The sequence below is a fragment of the Streptomyces gottesmaniae genome (assembly GCF_031845845.1).
Lineage (GTDB): Bacteria > Actinomycetota > Actinomycetes > Streptomycetales > Streptomycetaceae > Streptomyces > Streptomyces akebiae.
In genome coordinates this window covers 1-18,288 of sequence record NZ_JAVRFJ010000071.1, presented here as the reverse complement: position 1 = coordinate 18,288, position 18,288 = coordinate 1, and the positions used below count along the sequence as shown (strand labels likewise).

The window sequence follows — 18,288 nt, the reverse complement described above, 5'->3', positions numbered from 1 at the left end:
CGCGAGGCGGTGCGGCTTACGCGGGGGTTGCGGGTGTGCGGTGATGCTCCAGGCGGGACGCGGAGACGACCCGGCCGTCCTGGAGGACCACTTCGACGGGGGCGGGCCTGCCGAGGAACATCAGGAGGCTCGCGGTGACGCCGTAGGCACCGGCGTTCGGCACGGTGACGAGGTCGCCGGGTTCGAGCCGCGGGAGGGGGATCTCGCGGCCGAGGATGTCGCCGGGGGTGCACAGAGGCCCCGCGAGGCTGGCGACATCGTCGAGTGCGAGGGAGTCGGCGGCGCCGGTGGTCTCGGGCTCCACGGCCACCGGCAGCAGCCGGCCGAGTCCGGACATTCCCCCGAAGGTGTTGATGCCGGCGTCGAGGACGACGAACTTCCGGCCGCGGCTGACCTTGGTGTTGACGACCCGGGTCAGCAGCGCTCCGCTGCCGCTGACCTGGTAGCGGCCGGTCTCCACGGCGATCCGCGGGGCTCCTTCCCGCCAACGCGGGAGGTGGGTGTCGAGGGCGGCCGTGAGGGCCGCGCGCAGCTTCCGGTAGACGGGGCGGTCGCCGGGGGCCCCGTAGGGGGCGGCGAACCCTCCCCCTATGTCGAGGAGTTCCAGGGGGATCGCGTGGTCCGCGGCCAGGCGGGCCGCGGTTTCGATGGTGTGCCGGAACTCCCCGATGAGGCTGTCCTCGTCGCGGGCGTTGCTGAGGGGGAAGAAGTGCATGCCGACGACTCGGGTGCCGGGTACGGCGAGGAGGTCCGCGGCGGCGTCGGCGAGGGTTTCGCTGTCGATGCCGAACTGGGAGGGTGTGCCGGTCATCCGGATGCTGGTGGTGGCGCTGGCGGTGGCGCTGTTGATGCGCAGCAGGCACCGGGCGACCGTGTCGTGGCGCAGGGCGGCGGCGCCGATGTGCTGGAGGTCGGTGTGCGACTCCACGGAGAAGGTGCGTACGCCCTTGCCGATCGCCTCGTCGAGTTCGGAGTCGGTCTTGCCCGGGCCGGTGTAGAGGCAGTCGGCTGCGCGGTAGCCCGCGGTGAGGGCGGCGGCGAGTTCGCCGACGGAGCTGATCTCGGCGCGGCACCGGGGGCCGTTGTCGTCGCGCAGGGCGCCGGCGACCTGGGGGTGCGGGTTTGCCTTGAGGGCGTAGTAGACGTCGATCTCGTCGGGCAGGGCGGTACGCAGGTCGCGGCGGGCCTCGGTGACGCGGTCAAGGTCGTAGACGTAGAGCGGGGTGCCGTATCGCTCGGCGAGTTCCTCGTGCCGGTTCATCGGTCGCCCCCGTCGATGAGTCGTGCCAGTTGTTTGCGTTCGGACTTGCCGTTGAGGGTGAGCGGGAAGTCGTTGACGATGCGGCAGAGCGCGGGGACCTTCGCGGGTTCGAGGCGTTCGGCGAGCCTGCGCAGCACGTCGTGCGGTGCGAGGTCGGAGGCGACGACGAGGGCCAGGTCGCGGGTGTCGGTGGGCGGCAGAGCGACGGCGGCGGTGACGCCGGGGATGTCGAGGGCGGCCGCTTCGATCTCGACGGTGCTCATGCGGGTGCCCTTGCGTTTGAACATGTCGTCGCGTCGGCCGGCGAAGTAGAGGAAGCCGTCCTCGTCGAGGTGTCCGTAGTCGCCGGTGTGCAGCCGCATGGCGCCGGTGCGTGGGTCGCGTCGGTAGGCTCGGGCGGTGAGTTCGGGGGCGCGCCAGTAGCCGGCCATGACGTGGGGGCCGGTGACGGTGATCTCGCCGGGTTCGCCGGGCGGCAGGGTCCGGCCGTCCTCGTCGAGGATCTCCACGGTGGTGCCCGGCAGGGGGAGGCCGACGGAGTCGGGCCGTTCATGCTCCAGGTGCGGTGGCATGATCGAGATGCGCTTGCACTCGGTCTGGCCGTACATCCGGACGACCTGGGCGCCGGGGAACGCCTCACGGAGTTTGTCGATGGTGGCCTGGGGCAGGGCGGCGGCGCTGTTGGTGAACATGCGCACGGTGGGTGCGCCTTCGGGGTCGCGTCGCGCCAGGGTGGTCAGCATGCTCGCGAGGGACGGCACGATCGGCATCATGGTGGCGCCGGTCTCCCGCATGGACTTGAGCAGGGCGATGTCGGGTTCGCTCCCGGCGAGGACCAGCTTGGCGCCGGTGAGGGTGGAGATGAGCACTTTGTAGAGGCCGAAGTCCCACGAGACGGACATCCGGCAGAACACCACGTCGTCGTGGCGATAGCCGAGGACGGCGTTGATGGAGGAGGCCGCGAAGGCGATCTGCTGGTGGGGGCAGGCAACGGCCTTGGGGGCCGCGGTGCTGCCGGAGGTGTAGATGAGGACGGCCAGGTCCTCGGGTGAGACCTCGACGGTTCCGGTGCCGCCCTTTGCCGCGCTGAGCCGCTCCACGTCCGGCCACAGGGTGTCGAGCGCGAACACCGGCAGGTCGGTGAGGTCGTGCAGCCGGGCGGCGGCGGTCTCGTTCTCGGCGATGACGAGCCGGGGGTCGGCGTCGGCGATGACGGAGCTGAGATGGAAGGGCTTCATGCCCGGGTTGAGGGGCACGAAGACGACGCCGCGGCGGCAGGCCCCGAAGAACACGGCGACGGTCTGCCGGACGTTCGGCAGCTGGACGACGATGCGCTCGCCGCGGGCGATGCCCTTGTCGTCGAGCCAGGCGCTGAACGCCTGGCTGTGGGCGAGCAGTTCTTCGTAGTTCCAGGAACCGAAGGCGTCCTCCACGGCCTGGGAATTCGGGTACGCCTTTCCGGAGTCCTCCAGGAAATGGTGTACGAGTCCGCCGTGACGGAGATCGAGTTCAGCATTGTCGGACATCACATGGGTCATGCTGCTCAATGCCGGTCTCCTGTCCGGTAAATGCACGTGAGGGTCTGGTCAAGGCGCACGGCGAACTCCCCCGAATTGGCTTTTCGTTGGCGAGGCTAGCCCGGTGCGGGCGGAAGACATACCCCTAGCGGCCCCTAAGGGCCCCTAGCGGATCCGGTGGTTCGGCAGGCTTTTTTCTCAGGTTCCGGCGAGGAGTTCGTCGGCCCGTGCGGTAAGCGCCCGCCGGTCGGTCTTGCGATTGGAATTCAGTGGCATTTCCGCGATGTGGTGGTAATGCCGTGGTACGACGCCGTCCGGCAGGGTGGCGCGCAGCAGCCCGGCGAAGCGGGCCGGCGCCACGGGCGCGGCGGCGGTGTAGAAGACGACGAGTTCCGTGCCCGTCTCGGTGGTGGCGCCGACGGTGACGGCCTCGTCGACGCCTTCGCACGCCTGGAGCGCGTGGTCGACCTCGGCCAGTTCGACGCGCCAGCCCTGGACCTGGACCTGGGCGTCCATCCGGCCGAGGTAGACGAGGTCACCACCGGGGGCCAGCCGGACGCGGTCCCCGGTGCGGTACCAGCGGCGCCCTTCGTGGTCGAGGAATCTGCCGTGGTCGTCGGAGGGGTCGAGGTAGCGGCCGGCCATCTGGGGTCCGGTGACGCACAGTTCGCCGGTGTCCGGGTGGGGGCGGCCGTCGGGACCGAGGAGGACGTGGTCGAGCCCTTTGTGGAGGGGGCCGATCGGTACCACGCCGTTGGCGCCGACGACCGGGGAGACCTCCGGTGACCACCGGTGGGCGGTGATGGTCACGGTGAGTTCCGTGGGTCCGTAGAGGTTCTCCACGAAGGACGCGGGGGCCGCGCGCTGCCAGTCGTCGGTGTCGGCGCACTTGAGTGCCTCGCCCGCGAACAGGCTCCAGCGCAGGGTGGGCAGGGAGCCGGGGCGCAGCCCGCCCAGACGGCGGACGAGCGCGATGCTGCTGGGGGTGGAGAACCAGACGGTGACGCCCTGTTCGTTCAGGTGGGCGGGCAGGTCCCGGTAGGCCTGCGGCGGGATCTGCGCGACGCTCGCGCCCGCGCCCCAGGCGCTGAACAGGTCGAAGAGGGAGCAGTCGAAGTTGAGGTCGAACGTCTGGGTGAAGATGTCGTCGGGGGTGAAGTCGTAACGGGTGTCGAGCACTTGGAAGTAGTGGGCGAGGTTTCCGTGGCTGAGCGGCACCCCCTTGGGCCGCCCGGTGGAACCGGAGGTGAACAGCACGTAGGCCGTGTCGTCGGGGTTCACGGGGCGGGGCTCCGTAAGGGTGTGGCGTGCGTCCACCCGTACGGGGCGGCCCGCGGTGTCCTCCCAGGCGGGGCTGTCGTCGGCGGCCAGGACGACGGTGTCGGGCCGGTCGGCGAGCAGTTCGGGGAGCAGGCGCCTGCCCTGGGCGTCCGCGATGACGGCGGTGACCCCGGCTGCCCGCATCATCTCGGCGGTGCGGGAGACGGGGAAGTCGGGCCGCAGCGGCACCACGCCCGCGCCGGCGCACAGGGCGGTCAGGACGCCCTGGTAGGCGGGGATTCCCTTGGCCGCCAGCACCCCGATCACCGTCGGGGCCTGGGCCGTGGCGTGCAGCAGCGATCCGGCCTGGCGCAGGGCGGTGCGGTGGGCCTCGGCGTAGGTCACCGTCTGTCCGCCGGACCGCACCGCGGGCCGTTCGGGTGCGCGGGCGAGTCCGCGCAGGAAGCGTGCGTACAGTGCGTGGTCGGCGGCGTCCATGGTTCCTCCGTGGGGCCGGGCGGGGGTCGTGCCGGTCAGGGGCGCGGTTCGGCCAGGGCCGACAGCGTCTTCCACAGCACGCCGGGGGTTTCGAAGGTCTCCTTGGTCAGCGCCTCGTCCTGGAAGCGGACGTCGTAGGTGTTCTCCAGTTCGGCGAGGAGTTCGACGGTGCCGAGCGAGTCGAGGCCGACGTCGCGCAGGCTGACGTCCCGTTCCAGCGGCTGGTCGGCGGAGAGGAACGGCAGATAGCGGCGGAGCAGGTTCTCGAAACGGTCGTCCCACATGGGAGCTCCTTTCGGCCCCGGTCGGCGGGGCACGCGGTCTCGGCTGGTTACGCGGCGGTGGTGGAGCGCGGGCGGGGCTGGAGGGCGAGGCGGGGTGTCGCGGCTACGACCTCGAAGGCGCGGGTCGTGGTCCCGACGCGTCCGAAGAGGCTGTCGGGTCCCGCGACGCACACGCGGGTGACGCCCTGGTCCTGGAGGGAGGCGATGACGTCGGGCCAGCGCAGGGGGCGTACGAAGCTCTCCAGCAGCATGGTGCGCACCTGGTCGCCGGTCGTCAGCAGTGCCCCGTCCTGGTCGGCGACGACGGGCAGCGTCGGGTCGTGGAAGGTGAGGCCGCCGAGGACCTCCTCCTCGGCCTTGCGGCGCAGGCCGCCGAAGGCGGAGGCGTGCATGGGCGGCCGCATGGCGTAGAGCGGCAGGGCGCCGGCCGCCCGCAGACGGCCCTCCAGCCATGAGCTGTTGCGCTCGTGGAGGGTGAGCATGAAGAAGTCGTGGTCGATGTGGCAGGAGATCTCGTGCCAGGCGCCGCGCTCGTCGAGTTCGGCGAGGATCTCGTCGAGTCGCTCCCGGGGCGCGCGGACGAAGGAGTGGGTCACGACGCCGGTGTGCTCGGTGCGGAAGTACTCGTCCATGCAGCGGGCGAGCCCGGCGGTCATGCGGACGGCGTCGGCGAAGGTGAGCGCGCCGCTGTAGGCGGCGACGGACTTCTCGCCGAAGCTGGCCCCGGTGCAGATCCGGGGGCTCAGGCCGAGGGTCTGCTCGGCCCAGCGGGCGAGAGCCAGGCAGTTCACGAGGAAGGCGATCTGGGCGTACTCGGAGTAGTCGCCCTCGGCTTCGCGGAAGCGGTCCACGAGGTTGTAGCCGAGCGTGTCGTCCGCCTCCGCCAGCAGCTCGCGGACCTGTCGGTTGGTCACCAGGAACCGGCCGACCTCGGCGAACGACGCGGGCCCCATTCCGGGGAAGACCATGGCGTCCGTCGCGCCGTCGGCCGCACTCGGTCCCTGCTGTGTCGTGTCCATGGTGGGCTTACACCAGACTTTCGAGGTAGGAGAGCATGACCTGCCGGAACCGCTCGGGCTCCTCCAGGTGCGGCACGTGGCTGGAGTTCTCCAGCACCTCCTGCCGCACGTTCGGCACGAGGTCGAGGAACGGCTGCACGGTGGCCTGGGTCGCCTCGTCGTGCCGCCCGGTCAGCACGAGCGTGGGCACGGCGATGTCGGGCAGGCAGTACTCCACGGACCAGTCGCGCAGTGTGCCGATCACGTGGAACTCGTTGGGGCCGTTCATCGTGAAGTAGACGGTGGGGTCGTTGTAGATCTCCATGAAGGTGGCGCCGAAGTCCCGCGGCCAGGGCACGATCCGGCAGACGTGCCGGTCGTAGAAGGCGCGCATGGCGTGGAAGTACTGCTCGCTGTCGGTGGTGCCCGCCTCTTCGTGCCGGGTCAGCACGTTCTGGATGTCCTCCGGGAGGAGTTCGCGCAGGCGCTTCATCTCCTGGAGCCAGATCTTCATGGAGGCGGGTGCGTTGGCGACGACCAGGCCGCGCAGCCCGGTGGGGCGCTGGGCGGCGTGCACCGAGCCGAGCATGCCGCCCCAGGACTGGCCGTAGAGGACGTAGTCGTCGGCGATGCCGAGCTTGTCGAGGAGGTTGTCCAACTCGTCCTGGAACAGCTGGACGGTCCAGAAGTCCGCGCCGCGGTCGGGCAGATGGGTCGAACCGCCGTTGCCGATCTGGTCGTAGTGCACCACGGGCCAGCCGGCGTCCGCGAGGGACGTCATGGACAGCAGGTAGTCGTGTGTGCTGCCGGGGCCGCCGTGGAGGAGCACCACCGGTGGCCTACCTGAATGCAGGTCACCCGTCACGCGATACCAGGTCCGGTACTGACCGAATGGCACGGTCCCCTTGGCATTCGGGGGTCTGGACATTCACACCACCTCACGGTTCGACTCGTCGGTCACGCTAGATGAGCGGCTCAGCGCAGCAGACCCCTATCCGGCCCCTAGGTACCCCTAGGCCCGGACAACGGAGTCGGGCCGGCCGATTCCGGAAATGCGAGGGCGTCGTATGTCCGTTGCACATAGGAAAGCGCGGTGAGCAGTTCGGTGGAGGAAACCGCGCGGACCGCGCCCGCTTTCACGGTGTTTCCCAGTGGCAGCATTCCGGTGTCCGCCCACCGCAGGCGCCCGGTGTCGTCTATGTAACTCCGGCTGCGCCCCATGTTGTCGGGGTGCAGGCAATAGGGAATGTCGAGGTATCCCCGTTTGAAGGCACGGAACAGGGCGCTGCCCACGTCGGGTCCGCAGTTCATGACCGCCTCGACGAGCGCGCGGGCCTCCGCATAGGTGACGGAGTCGGCGCGGTCCTCCAGGGCCGGGACCGGGCGGGGCGCTGCCCGGGCGACGGCAGCCGCGTGTTCGAGGGCGGCGACGTTGTCGGCGACGGTCGGTATGTGGTGCGCCTCGGCCGCCGTCTTGACGATCAGCCGCTCGGCCCCGGTGTCCACGGCGAGTTCGGCCGCGCGTCCCAGGAGCGCGCGGGCGCCCTCGGCGGTGGTCGGGTACACGCCCATGTACGCGTAGATGACGATGTGGCAGTCGGTGTCGGCCAGGAGCTCGGTGTGCAGACGGCGCAGGGCCCGTACCGCTTCCCGGTCCTGCTCGGGGTGGGTCTGCTGGGCGTAGCTGAGGGAGATGCTGCGGATGCCGTGCTGGCGGAAGAAGAGCGCTTCGAGCACGCTGATCGCGACGAGTTGGCTGGGCGGGCAGAGCTGCCCGAGCATGCAGCCGCCGAAGGTCTCCAGGTGGGGTTCGCGCCCCGGCGCCCGCTGCCGGGCGAACTCGTCGCAGCAGCGGGCCCAGTTGCTCACCGACTGGTCGAGGGGAATGCGCCCGTAGGGCAGGCAGTAGGAGACCGGCCCGCCCTCGGTGGCGTCCAGGCCCGCCCGGGTGAGCGCGCCGAAGATGTGCAGGGGCGTGGCCGACCCGTGCCGTACTTGGACCGGGAAGTCGTCACCGGCGATGCCGGCCAGGACTCGACGTGTCGTCGACTCCGGGTAGGTGACGAGGGGGTAGCCGTTGAGGGCGATGCCGGACCGCAGCGCCTCGGCGGCGGCGTCCAGGTCGCCTACGCGCGTATAACTGTCCAGGGTGAGCGTGCCGACCGTGGTGGCGTCCGCCGCCCGGGTGGCGGCGAGTCCCGCGCGCATCGCGTCGGGGGTTCCCATGCCCATGCGGGGCTGCACGACCAGTTCGCCGCGGGCGTGGGCGGCACGCACGAAGGCGCCGAATCCCGTCAAGACGCGACCCGTTGGGGAAGGGCCCGCAGGTACCGGGCGAAGGACGACACCGCCTCCGCGTCGTCGGGGAACACCGCGTCGAAGCCCGCCCAGACCAGTTCCGCCGCCTGGCGGGACTCACCCGGGCCGGCGACGCCGAGCTTGCCGCCGATGACGACGGGAACGCCGTCGAGTTCCGCACAGGCCCGCAGTTCGCGGATGACGCGCAGACCGTCCTGGTAGCCGTGGCCGTTGACGGTGCTGACGACCACGAGGCCGGGCCGCCTGTCCCGGCACTCGGCGACGAGCAGGTCGTCGGGCACGCACGGCCCGAGGTTCACGACCTCGTGGCCCAGCTCCTCGATCAGAAGCTGCAGGAAGACCAGGTTCCAGGTGTGTGAGTCGGACGCGACGCTGCTGATCAGCACGGGCCCCGGGCGGCCGCTCGGGAGGTGCGGCAGGGGGTCCTGCGGCCGGTGGACGGGGGATGCGGTGGAGAGTTGGCGGACGTCGGAGGAATACATCGGGGGCATGCTCCGTGGGGAAGGGGAAGTGGAAGGAAGCGGGGAACAGGAAGGTGCTTGCTGTTCCCCTGCGCGTCGTGTCGGCCCACGGCGATGCGGGACGGCTGACGGCGGGGCTGCGCGGTCCGAGGGGCCGGACAGGGTGCGGCCGGTCCTGGCGCCCGGGTGCGGTCGTGGTTCAGTCGAGCCAGGCCTCCGGCGCCGGACGGCCGTTGCCGATCGGCGGGAACAGTTCGTCGAGCCGGTCGAGGACGTCGTCGGGCAGCCGCAGGTCCAGGGTCTGCAGCGCGTCGGCCAGGTGGGCGGCGGTGCGCGGGCCGATGACGGCCGCCGTGAGACCGGGACGAGACAGCAGCCAGGCCAGCGCGACCTGGGCCGGGTCTAGGGCGATCTCCACGCACAGCTTCTCGTAGAGCGCGATGGTGTCGCGCCGTGTCTCCAGGGCGAGGGCCGCGCGGCCCTGCGCCGTCTTCACCGCCGTACCGTCGTCCAGTTTGCGCAGTGCGCCGCCGAGCAGTCCGCCGTGCAGCGGCGACCAGGCGAGGACGCCGATGCCGTGGGCCTGGGCGGCGGGAACGACCTCGGTCTCCACGAAGCGGGTCGCGAGGTTGTACACGCACTGCTCGGAGACGATGCCGAGGAAGTTGCGGCGGGCCGCCGCGGCCTGGGCGTCGGCCAGGTGCCAGCCGGCGAAGTTCGAGGATCCGACGTAGCGGATCTTGCCCTGGCACACGAGGGTCTCCATGGCCTGCCACACCTCCTCCCAGGAGGCCGACGGGTCGACGTTGTGCATCTGGTAGACGTCGATCCAGTCGGTACGCAGCCGCCGCAGGGAGTCCTCGCAGGAGGCGACGATGTGACGCGCCGACAGCCCCCGGTCGTTGGGCAGGTCGCTCATCGGATTGCAGACCTTGGTGCCGAGGACCACGCGCTCTCGCCGTCCGCCGCCCTGGGCGAACCACTCCCCGATGATCTCCTCGGTCAGTCCCTTGCGGACCTGCCAGCCGTACTGGTTGGCGGTGTCGAAGAAGTTGATGCCCCGGTCCAGAGCCTCGTCCATGAGGGCGAACGCCTCGTCACGCGTGGTGCGGACGCCGAGGTTGAGCGTGCCGAGGCACAGCGGGCTCACGTGCAGTGCCGTACGTCCGAGCTTCCGGTAGAGCATCGTCACCCTTTCAGGGAGCTGGGGGTGGGAGAAGGGGGGTGGGAGAAGGGGGCGGCGGTGGTGCGGCGAACACCCGCGACGGGTCGGAGGTCCTGTGGCGGGGGCAGGGATCCCGTCGCGGTCAGAGACTCCGAGGCGGTCAGAGGTCCCGTGGCGCGCCCGAGAGGCTGTGGAGGCACGCGATGAGGCTGCGGGCCTGGACGTTGACGTAATGGCTGTGCCGCAGCAGGCCGACCATCTGGTGGAGGGCCAACCAGCGGAAGTCCGGCGCCAGTTCGGGGGTGATGTCGATGTCGGTCTCGACCACGAGATAGCGGTTCTGGGCGTGGTAGAAGCGGCCGCCCTCCTCGGACAGGAGCGTCTCGAAGAGCACCTGCTCGGGCCGGGCGGCCAGCACGTGGTTCAGAAAGGCCGGCCGGGCCGCCGGGGGCAGACCCTCGTAGTTGGCCGGCGTGCACATGACGGTGGGGGACAGCTCCACGACGTCCAGATAGCCGGGCTCGACACAGGCGTGTGCCAGGACGTGCAGGACACCCTCGATGCGCTTGACGAGGAAGGCCACGATGCCCACGCCGACGGGCGCGATCATGGGCTGGGTCCACTCGCGCACCTCCCGGTCGCCGTCGGTCTGGATGTGCACGCCCATCACGTCGAAGAACCGGCCGGTGTCGTGGGAGATCGTGTACGGGGTGCGCCGCCAGTTCTCCACCTCGCGCAGGGGGACGGGCCGGGTGCGCACCTCGTGCCGGGTGCGGGCGTCGGTGATCCAGCTGAGGATGTCGCCGGTGCTGTGCAGACTGCCGTGGTCCTCGCTGCACGAGCGCAGGATGGGCAGCCGCAGTTCGCTTCCCGGGCCGGGCAGTTGCTCGGCGAGCTCCGCCCCGGAGAACGGCAGACAGGACAGCACGGTCCGGGTGTCCATGTTGATCAGGTCGTCGATCGCGAGCAGCCGGTGCAGCTGACCGATGGTGAGCCACATGAACGCCTCGTGCGGCTCGATGTCCTCGTCGGTCTCCACGACCATGTTGCGGTTGCGCTTCTGGAAGAACCACGCGCCCTGCTCGGACTGCAGCGCGTCCGTCATCACGCTGTGCCGTGAGGTGTCCTGGAAGTACGACAGATACGGCACGGCGTTGCCCTGGTGCACCCGCGTGTAGTTGCTCCGGGTCGCCTGGACCGTCGGGGAGAGCTGGAGGCCGTTGCGGTTGCCCGGCTCCATCTTGGCCTGCATCAGACAGTGCAGTACCCCGTTGAATTCCTTGACCAGAATCCCGAGAATTCCGATCTCCGGCTGGTTGATGATGGGTTGCGACCAGGCAGCGACCGGGGCGCCGGGAAGTTCGACGGAAAGACCCTGCACACTGAAGAACTTGCCGCTGTGGTGCTCGATGTTGTGCGTGTCGGGATCGGTGCTCCAGCCGACCAGTTCGTCCAGGGGCATCTTGTGGACACGGGCCACCCTTTTGCCGCGCTCGGCGAACCACGCATGGAATTCGGCAAGGCTGTGCAACGCCCCCTTGTCGACGATACTCACCGACTTGGCGATACGGACCGCGAGCGACTCGTCGCCGGAACGGGTGGGCAGGGGCGTCGACAGTGTCTCGGCCACGGAGGTCTCCTTATGGGCGGCGGCCATGCGGAACTCATCGAGGAAAGGATCGGAGATTGATCGAGAATCGATCGGGAATTGATCGATCCGGAAATGCTTCGGCCGGGTTCACCGACACCAACCCGCACTGAGGGCGACCTGCGCGTTCCGGCGGCGGTTCGCACTCACAGCGGGATCTCGCGCTGTGTCATGGTCACCGGCAGGCTGCGCCCGACGCTAGCTCCGACAGGGCGGCCGCGTCAGCTGGACCGGGGCCCCTTAGGGGGGTCGTTAGGGGCTTGGGGGGTCGGCCGCCGTCCGGGGTGGGCGGCCGCAGGGGTTGAGGCTAGGGGCTGGTGGGCGGAACGATGAACAGGTGGATGATTCCCCTGTGTTCCGTGAACCCCTGCACGTCGGTCGCCCCAACGTGGGCAGCCGCGCGCGTCTGACGGAGAGACTGGACGGAGCGCTCGACCGGCTCTATCTCACCAACGGCCCACTGGTCCGTGAATTCGAGGAGGAACTCGCCAAAGTCGCAGGAGTCGACCACTGTGTCGCCGTGTGCAATGCCACGATCGGTCTGCAAGTGGCGGCCAGGGCCGCGGGAATCCGAGGCGGCGACGAGATCATCGTGCCCGCTTTCACCTGGGTGGCCACGGCGGCGGCGCTGGACTGGATAGGAATCGTTCCTGTCTTCTGCGACGCCGATGAGAGGACGGGGAATCTCGACCCGTCCGAGGTCGAGGCGTTGATCGGTCCACGCACCCGCGGAATCATGGGCGTCCATGTATTCGGTCGTCCGTGTGCGATGGACGAACTCACCGAGATCGCCGACCGGCACGGTCTGCCGCTGCTGTTCGACGCGGCCCACGCGATCGGCTGTACGTACAAGGGCCGGCCCGTAGGTGGTTTCGGCACGGCGGAGGTGTTCAGCTTCCACGCCACGAAGTTCGTCAACAGCTTCGAGGGCGGCGCCATCGTCACCCGGGACGCCGGGTTCGCCGAACGTTGCCGCGAACTGCGCAACTTCGGCATCACCGCGAGCGGTGAGATCAGGTCCGGCGGCACGAACGCCAAGATGAACGAGGCGGCGGCCGCGATGGGACTGACCTCCCTGGAGGTCATGGACGAGCTGATGGGCGTCAACACACTCAACCACCGCCGCTACGAGAAGGGCCTGGAGGGGCTGCGGGGCGTACGGGTGCGGGGCCAGGCCGAGGGCGAGCGTGCGAACCACCAGTATCTGGTGATCGAGATCGACGCCGCCACCGCGGGCGTCCACCGCGACGAGGTCCACGCGGCGCTCGGCGCCCAGAACGTGCTGTCGCGCCGTTACTTCCACCCCAGTTGCCATCAGGTGGAGCCCTACAGGAGCGATCCCGCGCGGCACGCCCCGCGGCCTCTGCCGCGCGCGGAGGCACTCGCCGAGCGGGTGCTCGCTCTCCCGACGGGCAGCGCCGTCGGGCCGTCGGAGATCGACAAGGTCTGTGACATCGTCCGGCGCTGCGTCAGCGCCCGAACCCCGGCCAGGTGACCCCATGTACGAAGAGGATTTCGCCCGCGTCTACGACGACATCTACCGTCGGCACAAGGATTACGCCGGTGAGGCCGACCGCATCCGCGCACTCGCCCTCGAACACCGTCCGGAGGCCTCCAGTCTGCTCGATGTCGGCTGCGGCACGGGCGAACATCTCGCCCGTCTGCGCGAGCACTTCGACGTGGCCGGCGTGGATCTCTCCTCGCCGATGATCCGTATCGCGTCTGCCAAGCTTCCCGGAGTGCCCCTGCTCCAGGACGACATGCGCACCTTCGGGTTCGAGCGGACCTTCGACGTGGTCTGTTCGATGTACAGCTCGGTGGGTTACCTGGCGTCGGCGGACGATCTGGTCACCGCCGTCAAGAACATGGCGCACCATCTGCGTCCGGGCGGTGTGCTGATCGTCGAGCCCTGGATCCTGCGGGAGGACTGGAACGGCGGCGACCTCGTACAGGCCGGCTTCGAGAACGAGGGCGGCAAGGTCGTTCGGATGGGTCGCTGGACCACCAGGGAGGGGCGCAGCCACGTCGAGATGCACTATCTCGTCGCGACGGGTTCCGACCCGGTACGGCACTTCGTGGACGAGCAGGAGCTGTCACTGTTCTCCCGCGAGGAGTACGAGACGGCGTTCCGGTCGGCGGGGTGTGCGGTGGAGTACCGCCCCCAGGGGTACGCGGACCGAGGGATCTTCGTCGGGGTGCGAGAGGCCTAGGAAGACCGGACGAGAGTCGAGGTCGAGGTCAAGGTCGAGGTGGGCGGTCGGATGGGCGGTGACGTCCGTTCCGGCCGCCCATCTTGCGCAGCCCGTCCATAGGGAGCGAGGCGTCACTCTCTGGGTACCGCGTGGTCGGGCGCTGACTTCCGCGCGGTCAGGCGCTCTGTTCCGCGTGATCACACGCGCATGCCGTAGCCGAGCTCCTCGGCCCTGACGCACCAGAAGGAGTTCTCGTCGGCGACGGCCTCGGCGTCAAGCGTCCCGAAACGCTCCAGCAGGGCATCGGTGAGCGCGTCGGCGGCCTCCTCGGCCAGCTCCACGGCTTCGTCCTCGCTCAGTCCGTCACCCGGCCCCTCGTACGCAGCGGCCTCGGTGGCGGCCTCCTCGTCAGCGCGGTTGAAGGCGACGAACGCCCCGACGCCCGAGTTCACCAGTTGAGGGGCACCGCCTTCCGGAAGACACCACAGCGAGCCGTCATCAGCCCGTAGGGCGAGCGCGCTCAGCCCCGGGTCGACCGCGACCAGGGCGTACCGCGCACCGTCGACCGTGCGTTCCACGAACGGAGCGTCCCGCCACACGCCGGGGTAAGGGCAGCGCGTGCATCCGGCCAGGAGCGAGGCGACTTCAGCGTGGTCCATGCCGAGAACATAGCCCCGACGCTCGGCAGTGATCGCTCCTGGCGGCTCCCGTCAGGAGCCCGCGCCAGGGGCCCGCGCCAGGGAGCGATCACTGCCGAACACGGAGTCACAGCCTTGCGTTGAGCCATTCCTCCACCGCTGCGGCGGTCAGGTCCGCCTGGTCCTCGACTATGCCGAAGTGGTCGCCGGGTACGTCGAGGACGGTGTCCGCCGAGTCCCAGGACGCACGCCAGTCGTCCGCGCCGCCGTCCATGTCCGGGTCACCCGCGGTCAGTGACCTCTCGGGCCGTACGAACAGCACCGGCGCCGTGATGTCGGCGGGCTTCACCTCGCCGACGAGCCGGGCGTAGCGGCCCATCGCCGACAACCGCGCACTGTCGAAGCGGCCGAAGATCTCTTCGCGTGCGAACAGCCCCTCCACCATGCTGATCCAGAAGTCACCGTCGAGGTCCGCCCCACCGTCCGCGCGATAGCTGTCGAGGAGCACCACGGCGGCCGGCGGCCGACCGACGGACTCCAGCCAGGACGCGACCCCGTGGGCGAAGATCCCGCCGGCCGAGTAGCCGAGGAGGACGAACGGGTCCTCGCCCGCAGCCTCCTGCACGCTGCGGCCGAAGACCTCCACGACGGCATCCGCGGTCTCCGGAAGCCGGTCCTGCGCCGCGAATCCGGGCATCGGCAGAGCCGATACCTCCCGCACACCGCGGAAATGGGCTGCCAGCCGCGCGTACTGGTGCACGCCGCCCATCGCCATGGGCGAGGCGAAGCAGAACAGCCGCGGCAGGCGCGGTCCTTGGGCCAGCCGGACCGGCGCGGGCAGATCGTCGCCGAATTCGGCGGCACTGCGGAAGGCCGGGCGGAGCTCGGCGACGGCACGCAGCAGCCCGACGCCCTTCGTCACCTGTCCTGACCTCACGGCACTCCGGAACAGCGCGCTGAGCGTGTCAGCGGCGCCGTCCTGCGCGGGCCCCTGGCCCGCCCGACCATCACCGCCACCGCCACCGCCACCGACGGTGGTGGCTTGGGTGTCCGTCCCGGCGAGCGCGCCGGCGAATTCGTCGGCCAGGTGCCGGGCGAGATCCGCCGGCGTGGCGTGGTCGAAGACCGTGGTGGCCGCGAGCCGCAGCCCCGTGGCCTCTTGCAGCTGGTTGCGCAGTTCCATCGCGGTCAGCGAGTCGAAGCCGGACTCCAGGAAGCCGAGTCCAGGATCGACATCCTGCGGACCGCGGTGTCCCAACGCCACGGCGGTGCAGGACCGCACCAGCTCGACGAGGTGCTCGTACCGCTCCTCCGTCCCCGCCGTTCCGAGCCGCCGCCGCAGATCGGCGGGGCTCCCGTGCCGGGACGCCGTGGCCGCTCCCTTGCGGCGCGCGGAGACGAGGGACCTCAGGATGTGCGGTACGTCCTCCTGGGGCCGCAGATCCAGCAGGACCGGCAGCACGGCGGGCCGTGTACCGGCGCAGGCGGCGTCGAAGAGAGTGAGTCCCTGTTCGGTGGTGAGCGTGCCGACACCGCCGCGTGCGATGCGCGCGCGATCGCTGCCGCTCAGACGGCCGCCCATACCTCGGTGCCCCTCCGAGCCGTGGATTGGGTCGGAGCCGTGGTTCGCGTCGGAGCCGGGGGCGGTGTCCGGGTGCTGCGCCGGGCTGCCGCCTGCCGCCTCGGTCGTGGTGCCGTCGTCCTCCCACAGGCCCCAGCCGAGGGACAGCCCTGGCAGATTCCGGCTCCGGCGCCGCACTGCCAGAGCGTCGAGGTAGGCGTTGGCCGCCGCGTAGTTGGCCTGACCGGGGCTGCCGAGCGTGCCGGCCGCGGAGGAGAACAGTACGAAAGCGGAGAGGTCGGCGTCCCTCGTCAGCTCGTCGAGGTGCCGGGCCGCGTCCGCCTTCGGCCGCAGAACGGCGTCGAGCCGTTCCGGCGTGAGTGCGTCGACCAGCCCGTCGTCGAGCACGCCCGCGGCGTGCACGACAGCGCCGAGGGGACGATCGGACGGGATCGTCGCGAGCAGGGCCGCCAGGTCGTCCCGGTCGGCCACGTCGCAGGCGGCCACCTCCGCCCGGGCGCCGAGGGCGGCGAGTTCGGCGACCAATGCGGCAGTGCGCGGGGCGCGGGTTCCCTGGCGTCCCACCAGCAGCAACTCCCTTACGCCGTGCTCCCGGACGAGATGGCGGGCGAGACGGGAGCCCAGCGCACCAGTACCGCCGGTGATCAGCACGGTCCGCTCCGGATGGAAGACGGCGGCGGCCGACTGCCGACCGGCGGCTGGGTCGACTTCGGGGGCGGTGGCGGTGGCGGTGGCAGGATCGGCGTGGGCACTGGCATCCGGACTGACGTCGGGACGGACGTCGGCTCCGACCGAGGGATTCGCCTCGGCGTCCGCATCGGTCACCCGCACGAGACGCGCGACGTGGACGACACCGTCCCGCAGGGCGATCTGCGGCTCTTCGCTCGCGAGGGCCTCGGAGAGCACCTGAGCGGATGCTGCGGACCCGTCCGAGTCCACCAGGACGAAACGGCCTGGGTGCTCCGACTGCGCCGAGCGGACGAGTCCCCAAGCGGCGGCCGCGTCCACGTCGATCGCATCGCTGTCGGATGTGGCGGTCGCACCGCGTGTCATCAGCACGAGAGTGGCTTCGGCGAAGCGCTCGTCCTTCACCCAGGTCCGCACGGCGCGCAGCGCTTGGTGAGCGACCGCGCCGGTGACAGCACGGTCGTCGGCGGCCGTGGCTTTCCCTTCGGCTTCGGCATAAGCCGCAGCACCGGTGAGTGTCAGCAGTACGACGGCCGGGGTACTGGTTCCGGACTCGGTGTCGACTTCGGGTTCGGCCAGTGCGGCGGTCAGCTCGTCGAGGTCGTCGAACTGAGCGGGGGCAGGCGTTCCCCCCGTGCTCGGCCGATCGGCAGGCTGCTGAACCACCCAGTCCAAGCAGAACATCGACGCGGGGCGGTCCGCGCGCACCTGTGCGAGCTGGTCGGCGGTGATCCCGCGCAGCACCAGCTCACCCACCGTGGCGACCGGTGCGCCCACGGCATCGGCGATCCGCAGCCGATACGTGTCGGCGCCCGTACGCGTCAGGGAGAGCCGCAGTTCGGTGGCTCCCGACCGGTGCAGCGTGACTCCCGTCCAGGCGAAAGGCAGCCGGGCCACGATCCCGTCGTCATCCCGGCTGTCGTGGGTGGCCGCGAGTCCGACGGCGTGCAGAGCCGCGTCGAGGAGTGCCGGGTGCAGACCGAAGCGGCCGGCGTCCTTCGCCACGGCCTCGGGCAGCTCCACCTCGGCATCGACCCCGCCCTCGGTACGCCAGGCGGCCTTGAGCCCCTGGAAGACCGGGCCGTAGACCAATCCGTCCGGCCGTGCGGCCAGTTCGGAGTAGAAGTCCCCGATGTCGACCGGCTCGTCGGTGGGCGGCCATGCCGTGAGCTCGAACTCGGGTGTCAGGGCCTCGGCGGCCAATACGCCGGTGGCGTGCCGCGTCCACGGACCATCCTCGTCCGCGTCCTCCACCCGCGAGTACACGGCGACCGCCCGTTCACCGGTGCCGTTCGCCGCCTCGACGACGACCTGCATCTGAACGCCGCCGCGCTCGGGCACCACCAGGGGCGCCTCCAGCGTCAGCTCCTCCACCCGACCACAGCCGACCTGATCACCGGCACGCACCGCCAACTCGACGAAGCCGGTCCCCGGGAAGACCACCGTGCCGCCGACGGTGTGATCGGCCAGCCACGGATGGGATTTCAACGACAGCCGACCCGTCAGGACGACACCCTCACCGCCGGCCAGCCCCACCACCGCACCGACCAGCGGATGATCCGCCGCCGACTGCCCCAGACCCGCCGCATCGGTGACACGGTGTCCTGCCTCAAGCCAGAACCGTCGCCGCTGGAAGGCATACGTAGGCAGTTCGACACGACGGCCGCCCGCCGTCAACGGCTCCCAACCCACCTCGACGCCACGGACGGAGAGCCGCGCCAGGCCGGTCAAAAACTCCCGCACCTCGTCACGGTCGCGCCGCATCACCGGCACACACG

14 protein-coding genes are annotated in these 18,288 nt (G+C 70.4%); 2 read left to right on the top strand and 12 right to left on the bottom strand.

Annotated elements, in window-relative coordinates:
• Window positions 1-16: 16 nt before the first annotated feature.
• The 10 genes from RM704_RS43515 to RM704_RS43470 form a co-directional block, all read right to left on the bottom strand.
• Window positions 17-1,261 (bottom strand): type III PLP-dependent enzyme, encoded by a 1,245-nt coding sequence (locus RM704_RS43515; RefSeq protein WP_033532669.1) that lies wholly within the window; start codon window positions 1,259-1,261, stop codon window positions 17-19.
• On the bottom strand, window positions 1,258-2,799 hold the full coding sequence (locus tag RM704_RS43510) for an AMP-binding protein (protein WP_033532668.1): 1,542 nt from the start codon (window positions 2,797-2,799) through the stop codon (window positions 1,258-1,260). Before RM704_RS43510 ends, RM704_RS43515 begins: the two co-directional genes overlap by 4 nt.
• Window positions 2,800-2,976: 177 nt before the next feature.
• Complete coding sequence (locus RM704_RS43505; protein WP_033532667.1) at window positions 2,977-4,536, bottom strand: AMP-binding protein; 1,560 nt, start codon at window positions 4,534-4,536, stop codon at window positions 2,977-2,979.
• 35 nt (window positions 4,537-4,571) lie between these two features.
• On the bottom strand, window positions 4,572-4,820 hold the full coding sequence (locus tag RM704_RS43500; protein WP_033532666.1) for a phosphopantetheine-binding protein: 249 nt from the start codon (window positions 4,818-4,820) through the stop codon (window positions 4,572-4,574).
• Window positions 4,821-4,867: 47 nt separating this feature from the next.
• On the bottom strand, window positions 4,868-5,839 hold the full coding sequence (locus RM704_RS43495; RefSeq protein WP_311593398.1) for an ACP S-malonyltransferase: 972 nt from the start codon (window positions 5,837-5,839) through the stop codon (window positions 4,868-4,870).
• Between the two features lie 7 nt (window positions 5,840-5,846).
• Entirely contained in the window at window positions 5,847-6,746 is a 900-nt protein-coding gene (locus RM704_RS43490) for a proline iminopeptidase-family hydrolase (protein WP_033532665.1), read from the bottom strand.
• A gap of 74 nt (window positions 6,747-6,820) precedes the next feature.
• Complete coding sequence (locus tag RM704_RS43485; RefSeq protein WP_033532664.1) at window positions 6,821-8,116, bottom strand: methylaspartate mutase; 1,296 nt, start codon at window positions 8,114-8,116, stop codon at window positions 6,821-6,823.
• Entirely contained in the window at window positions 8,113-8,619 is a 507-nt protein-coding gene (locus RM704_RS43480) for a cobalamin B12-binding domain-containing protein (protein ID WP_078937582.1), read from the bottom strand. Before RM704_RS43480 ends, RM704_RS43485 begins: the two co-directional genes overlap by 4 nt.
• A gap of 178 nt (window positions 8,620-8,797) precedes the next feature.
• Window positions 8,798-9,784, bottom strand: coding sequence for an aldo/keto reductase (locus tag RM704_RS43475; protein ID WP_033532663.1), 987 nt, complete (start codon window positions 9,782-9,784; stop codon window positions 8,798-8,800).
• A gap of 139 nt (window positions 9,785-9,923) precedes the next feature.
• The gene (locus RM704_RS43470) at window positions 9,924-11,420 is read right to left on the bottom strand and encodes an NDP-hexose 2,3-dehydratase family protein (protein ID WP_078937581.1); all 1,497 of its coding nucleotides are present in this window, start codon (window positions 11,418-11,420) and stop codon (window positions 9,924-9,926) included.
• A 343-nt stretch (window positions 11,421-11,763) separates the two neighbouring features.
• Here RM704_RS43470 and RM704_RS43465 point away from each other — a divergent pair, with 343 nt between their 5' ends.
• Both RM704_RS43465 and RM704_RS43460 read left to right on the top strand, forming a co-directional pair.
• The gene (locus RM704_RS43465) at window positions 11,764-12,906 is read left to right on the top strand and encodes an aminotransferase class I/II-fold pyridoxal phosphate-dependent enzyme (RefSeq protein ID WP_311593393.1); all 1,143 of its coding nucleotides are present in this window, start codon (window positions 11,764-11,766) and stop codon (window positions 12,904-12,906) included.
• Window positions 12,907-12,910: 4 nt separating this feature from the next.
• Window positions 12,911-13,621 (top strand): class I SAM-dependent methyltransferase, encoded by a 711-nt coding sequence (locus tag RM704_RS43460; RefSeq protein ID WP_033532661.1) that lies wholly within the window; start codon window positions 12,911-12,913, stop codon window positions 13,619-13,621.
• Window positions 13,622-13,800: 179 nt separating this feature from the next.
• Here RM704_RS43460 and RM704_RS43455 read toward each other — a convergent pair whose 3' ends face one another.
• Window positions 13,801-14,262, bottom strand: a complete 462-nt coding sequence (locus tag RM704_RS43455) for an SUKH-4 family immunity protein (RefSeq protein WP_033532660.1) — start codon at window positions 14,260-14,262, stop codon at window positions 13,801-13,803.
• A 106-nt stretch (window positions 14,263-14,368) separates the two neighbouring features.
• Window positions 14,369-18,288, bottom strand: a 3,920-nt coding sequence (locus tag RM704_RS43450; RefSeq protein ID WP_311593389.1) for a type I polyketide synthase, incomplete at its 5' end; no start/stop codon positions are given.

Excerpts from the sequence above, each read along its gene's own strand:
- RM704_RS43490 (WP_033532665.1), bottom strand. The coding sequence starts at position 6,746 with ATGTCCAGACCCCCGAATGCCAAGGGGACCGTGCCATTCGGTCAGTAC.
- RM704_RS43515 (WP_033532669.1), bottom strand. The coding sequence starts at position 1,261 with ATGAACCGGCACGAGGAACTCGCCGAGCGATACGGCACCCCGCTCTAC.
- RM704_RS43475 (WP_033532663.1), bottom strand. The coding sequence starts at position 9,784 with ATGCTCTACCGGAAGCTCGGACGTACGGCACTGCACGTGAGCCCGCTG.
- RM704_RS43480 (WP_078937582.1), bottom strand. The coding sequence starts at position 8,619 with ATGTATTCCTCCGACGTCCGCCAACTCTCCACCGCATCCCCCGTCCAC.
- RM704_RS43510 (WP_033532668.1), bottom strand. The coding sequence starts at position 2,799 with ATGACCCATGTGATGTCCGACAATGCTGAACTCGATCTCCGTCACGGC.
- RM704_RS43460 (WP_033532661.1), top strand. The coding sequence starts at position 12,911 with ATGTACGAAGAGGATTTCGCCCGCGTCTACGACGACATCTACCGTCGG.
- RM704_RS43505 (WP_033532667.1), bottom strand. The coding sequence starts at position 4,536 with ATGGACGCCGCCGACCACGCACTGTACGCACGCTTCCTGCGCGGACTC.
- RM704_RS43455 (WP_033532660.1), bottom strand. The coding sequence starts at position 14,262 with ATGGACCACGCTGAAGTCGCCTCGCTCCTGGCCGGATGCACGCGCTGC.
- RM704_RS43500 (WP_033532666.1), bottom strand. The coding sequence starts at position 4,820 with ATGTGGGACGACCGTTTCGAGAACCTGCTCCGCCGCTATCTGCCGTTC.
- RM704_RS43495 (WP_311593398.1), bottom strand. The coding sequence starts at position 5,839 with ATGGACACGACACAGCAGGGACCGAGTGCGGCCGACGGCGCGACGGAC.
- RM704_RS43470 (WP_078937581.1), bottom strand. The coding sequence starts at position 11,420 with ATGGCCGCCGCCCATAAGGAGACCTCCGTGGCCGAGACACTGTCGACG.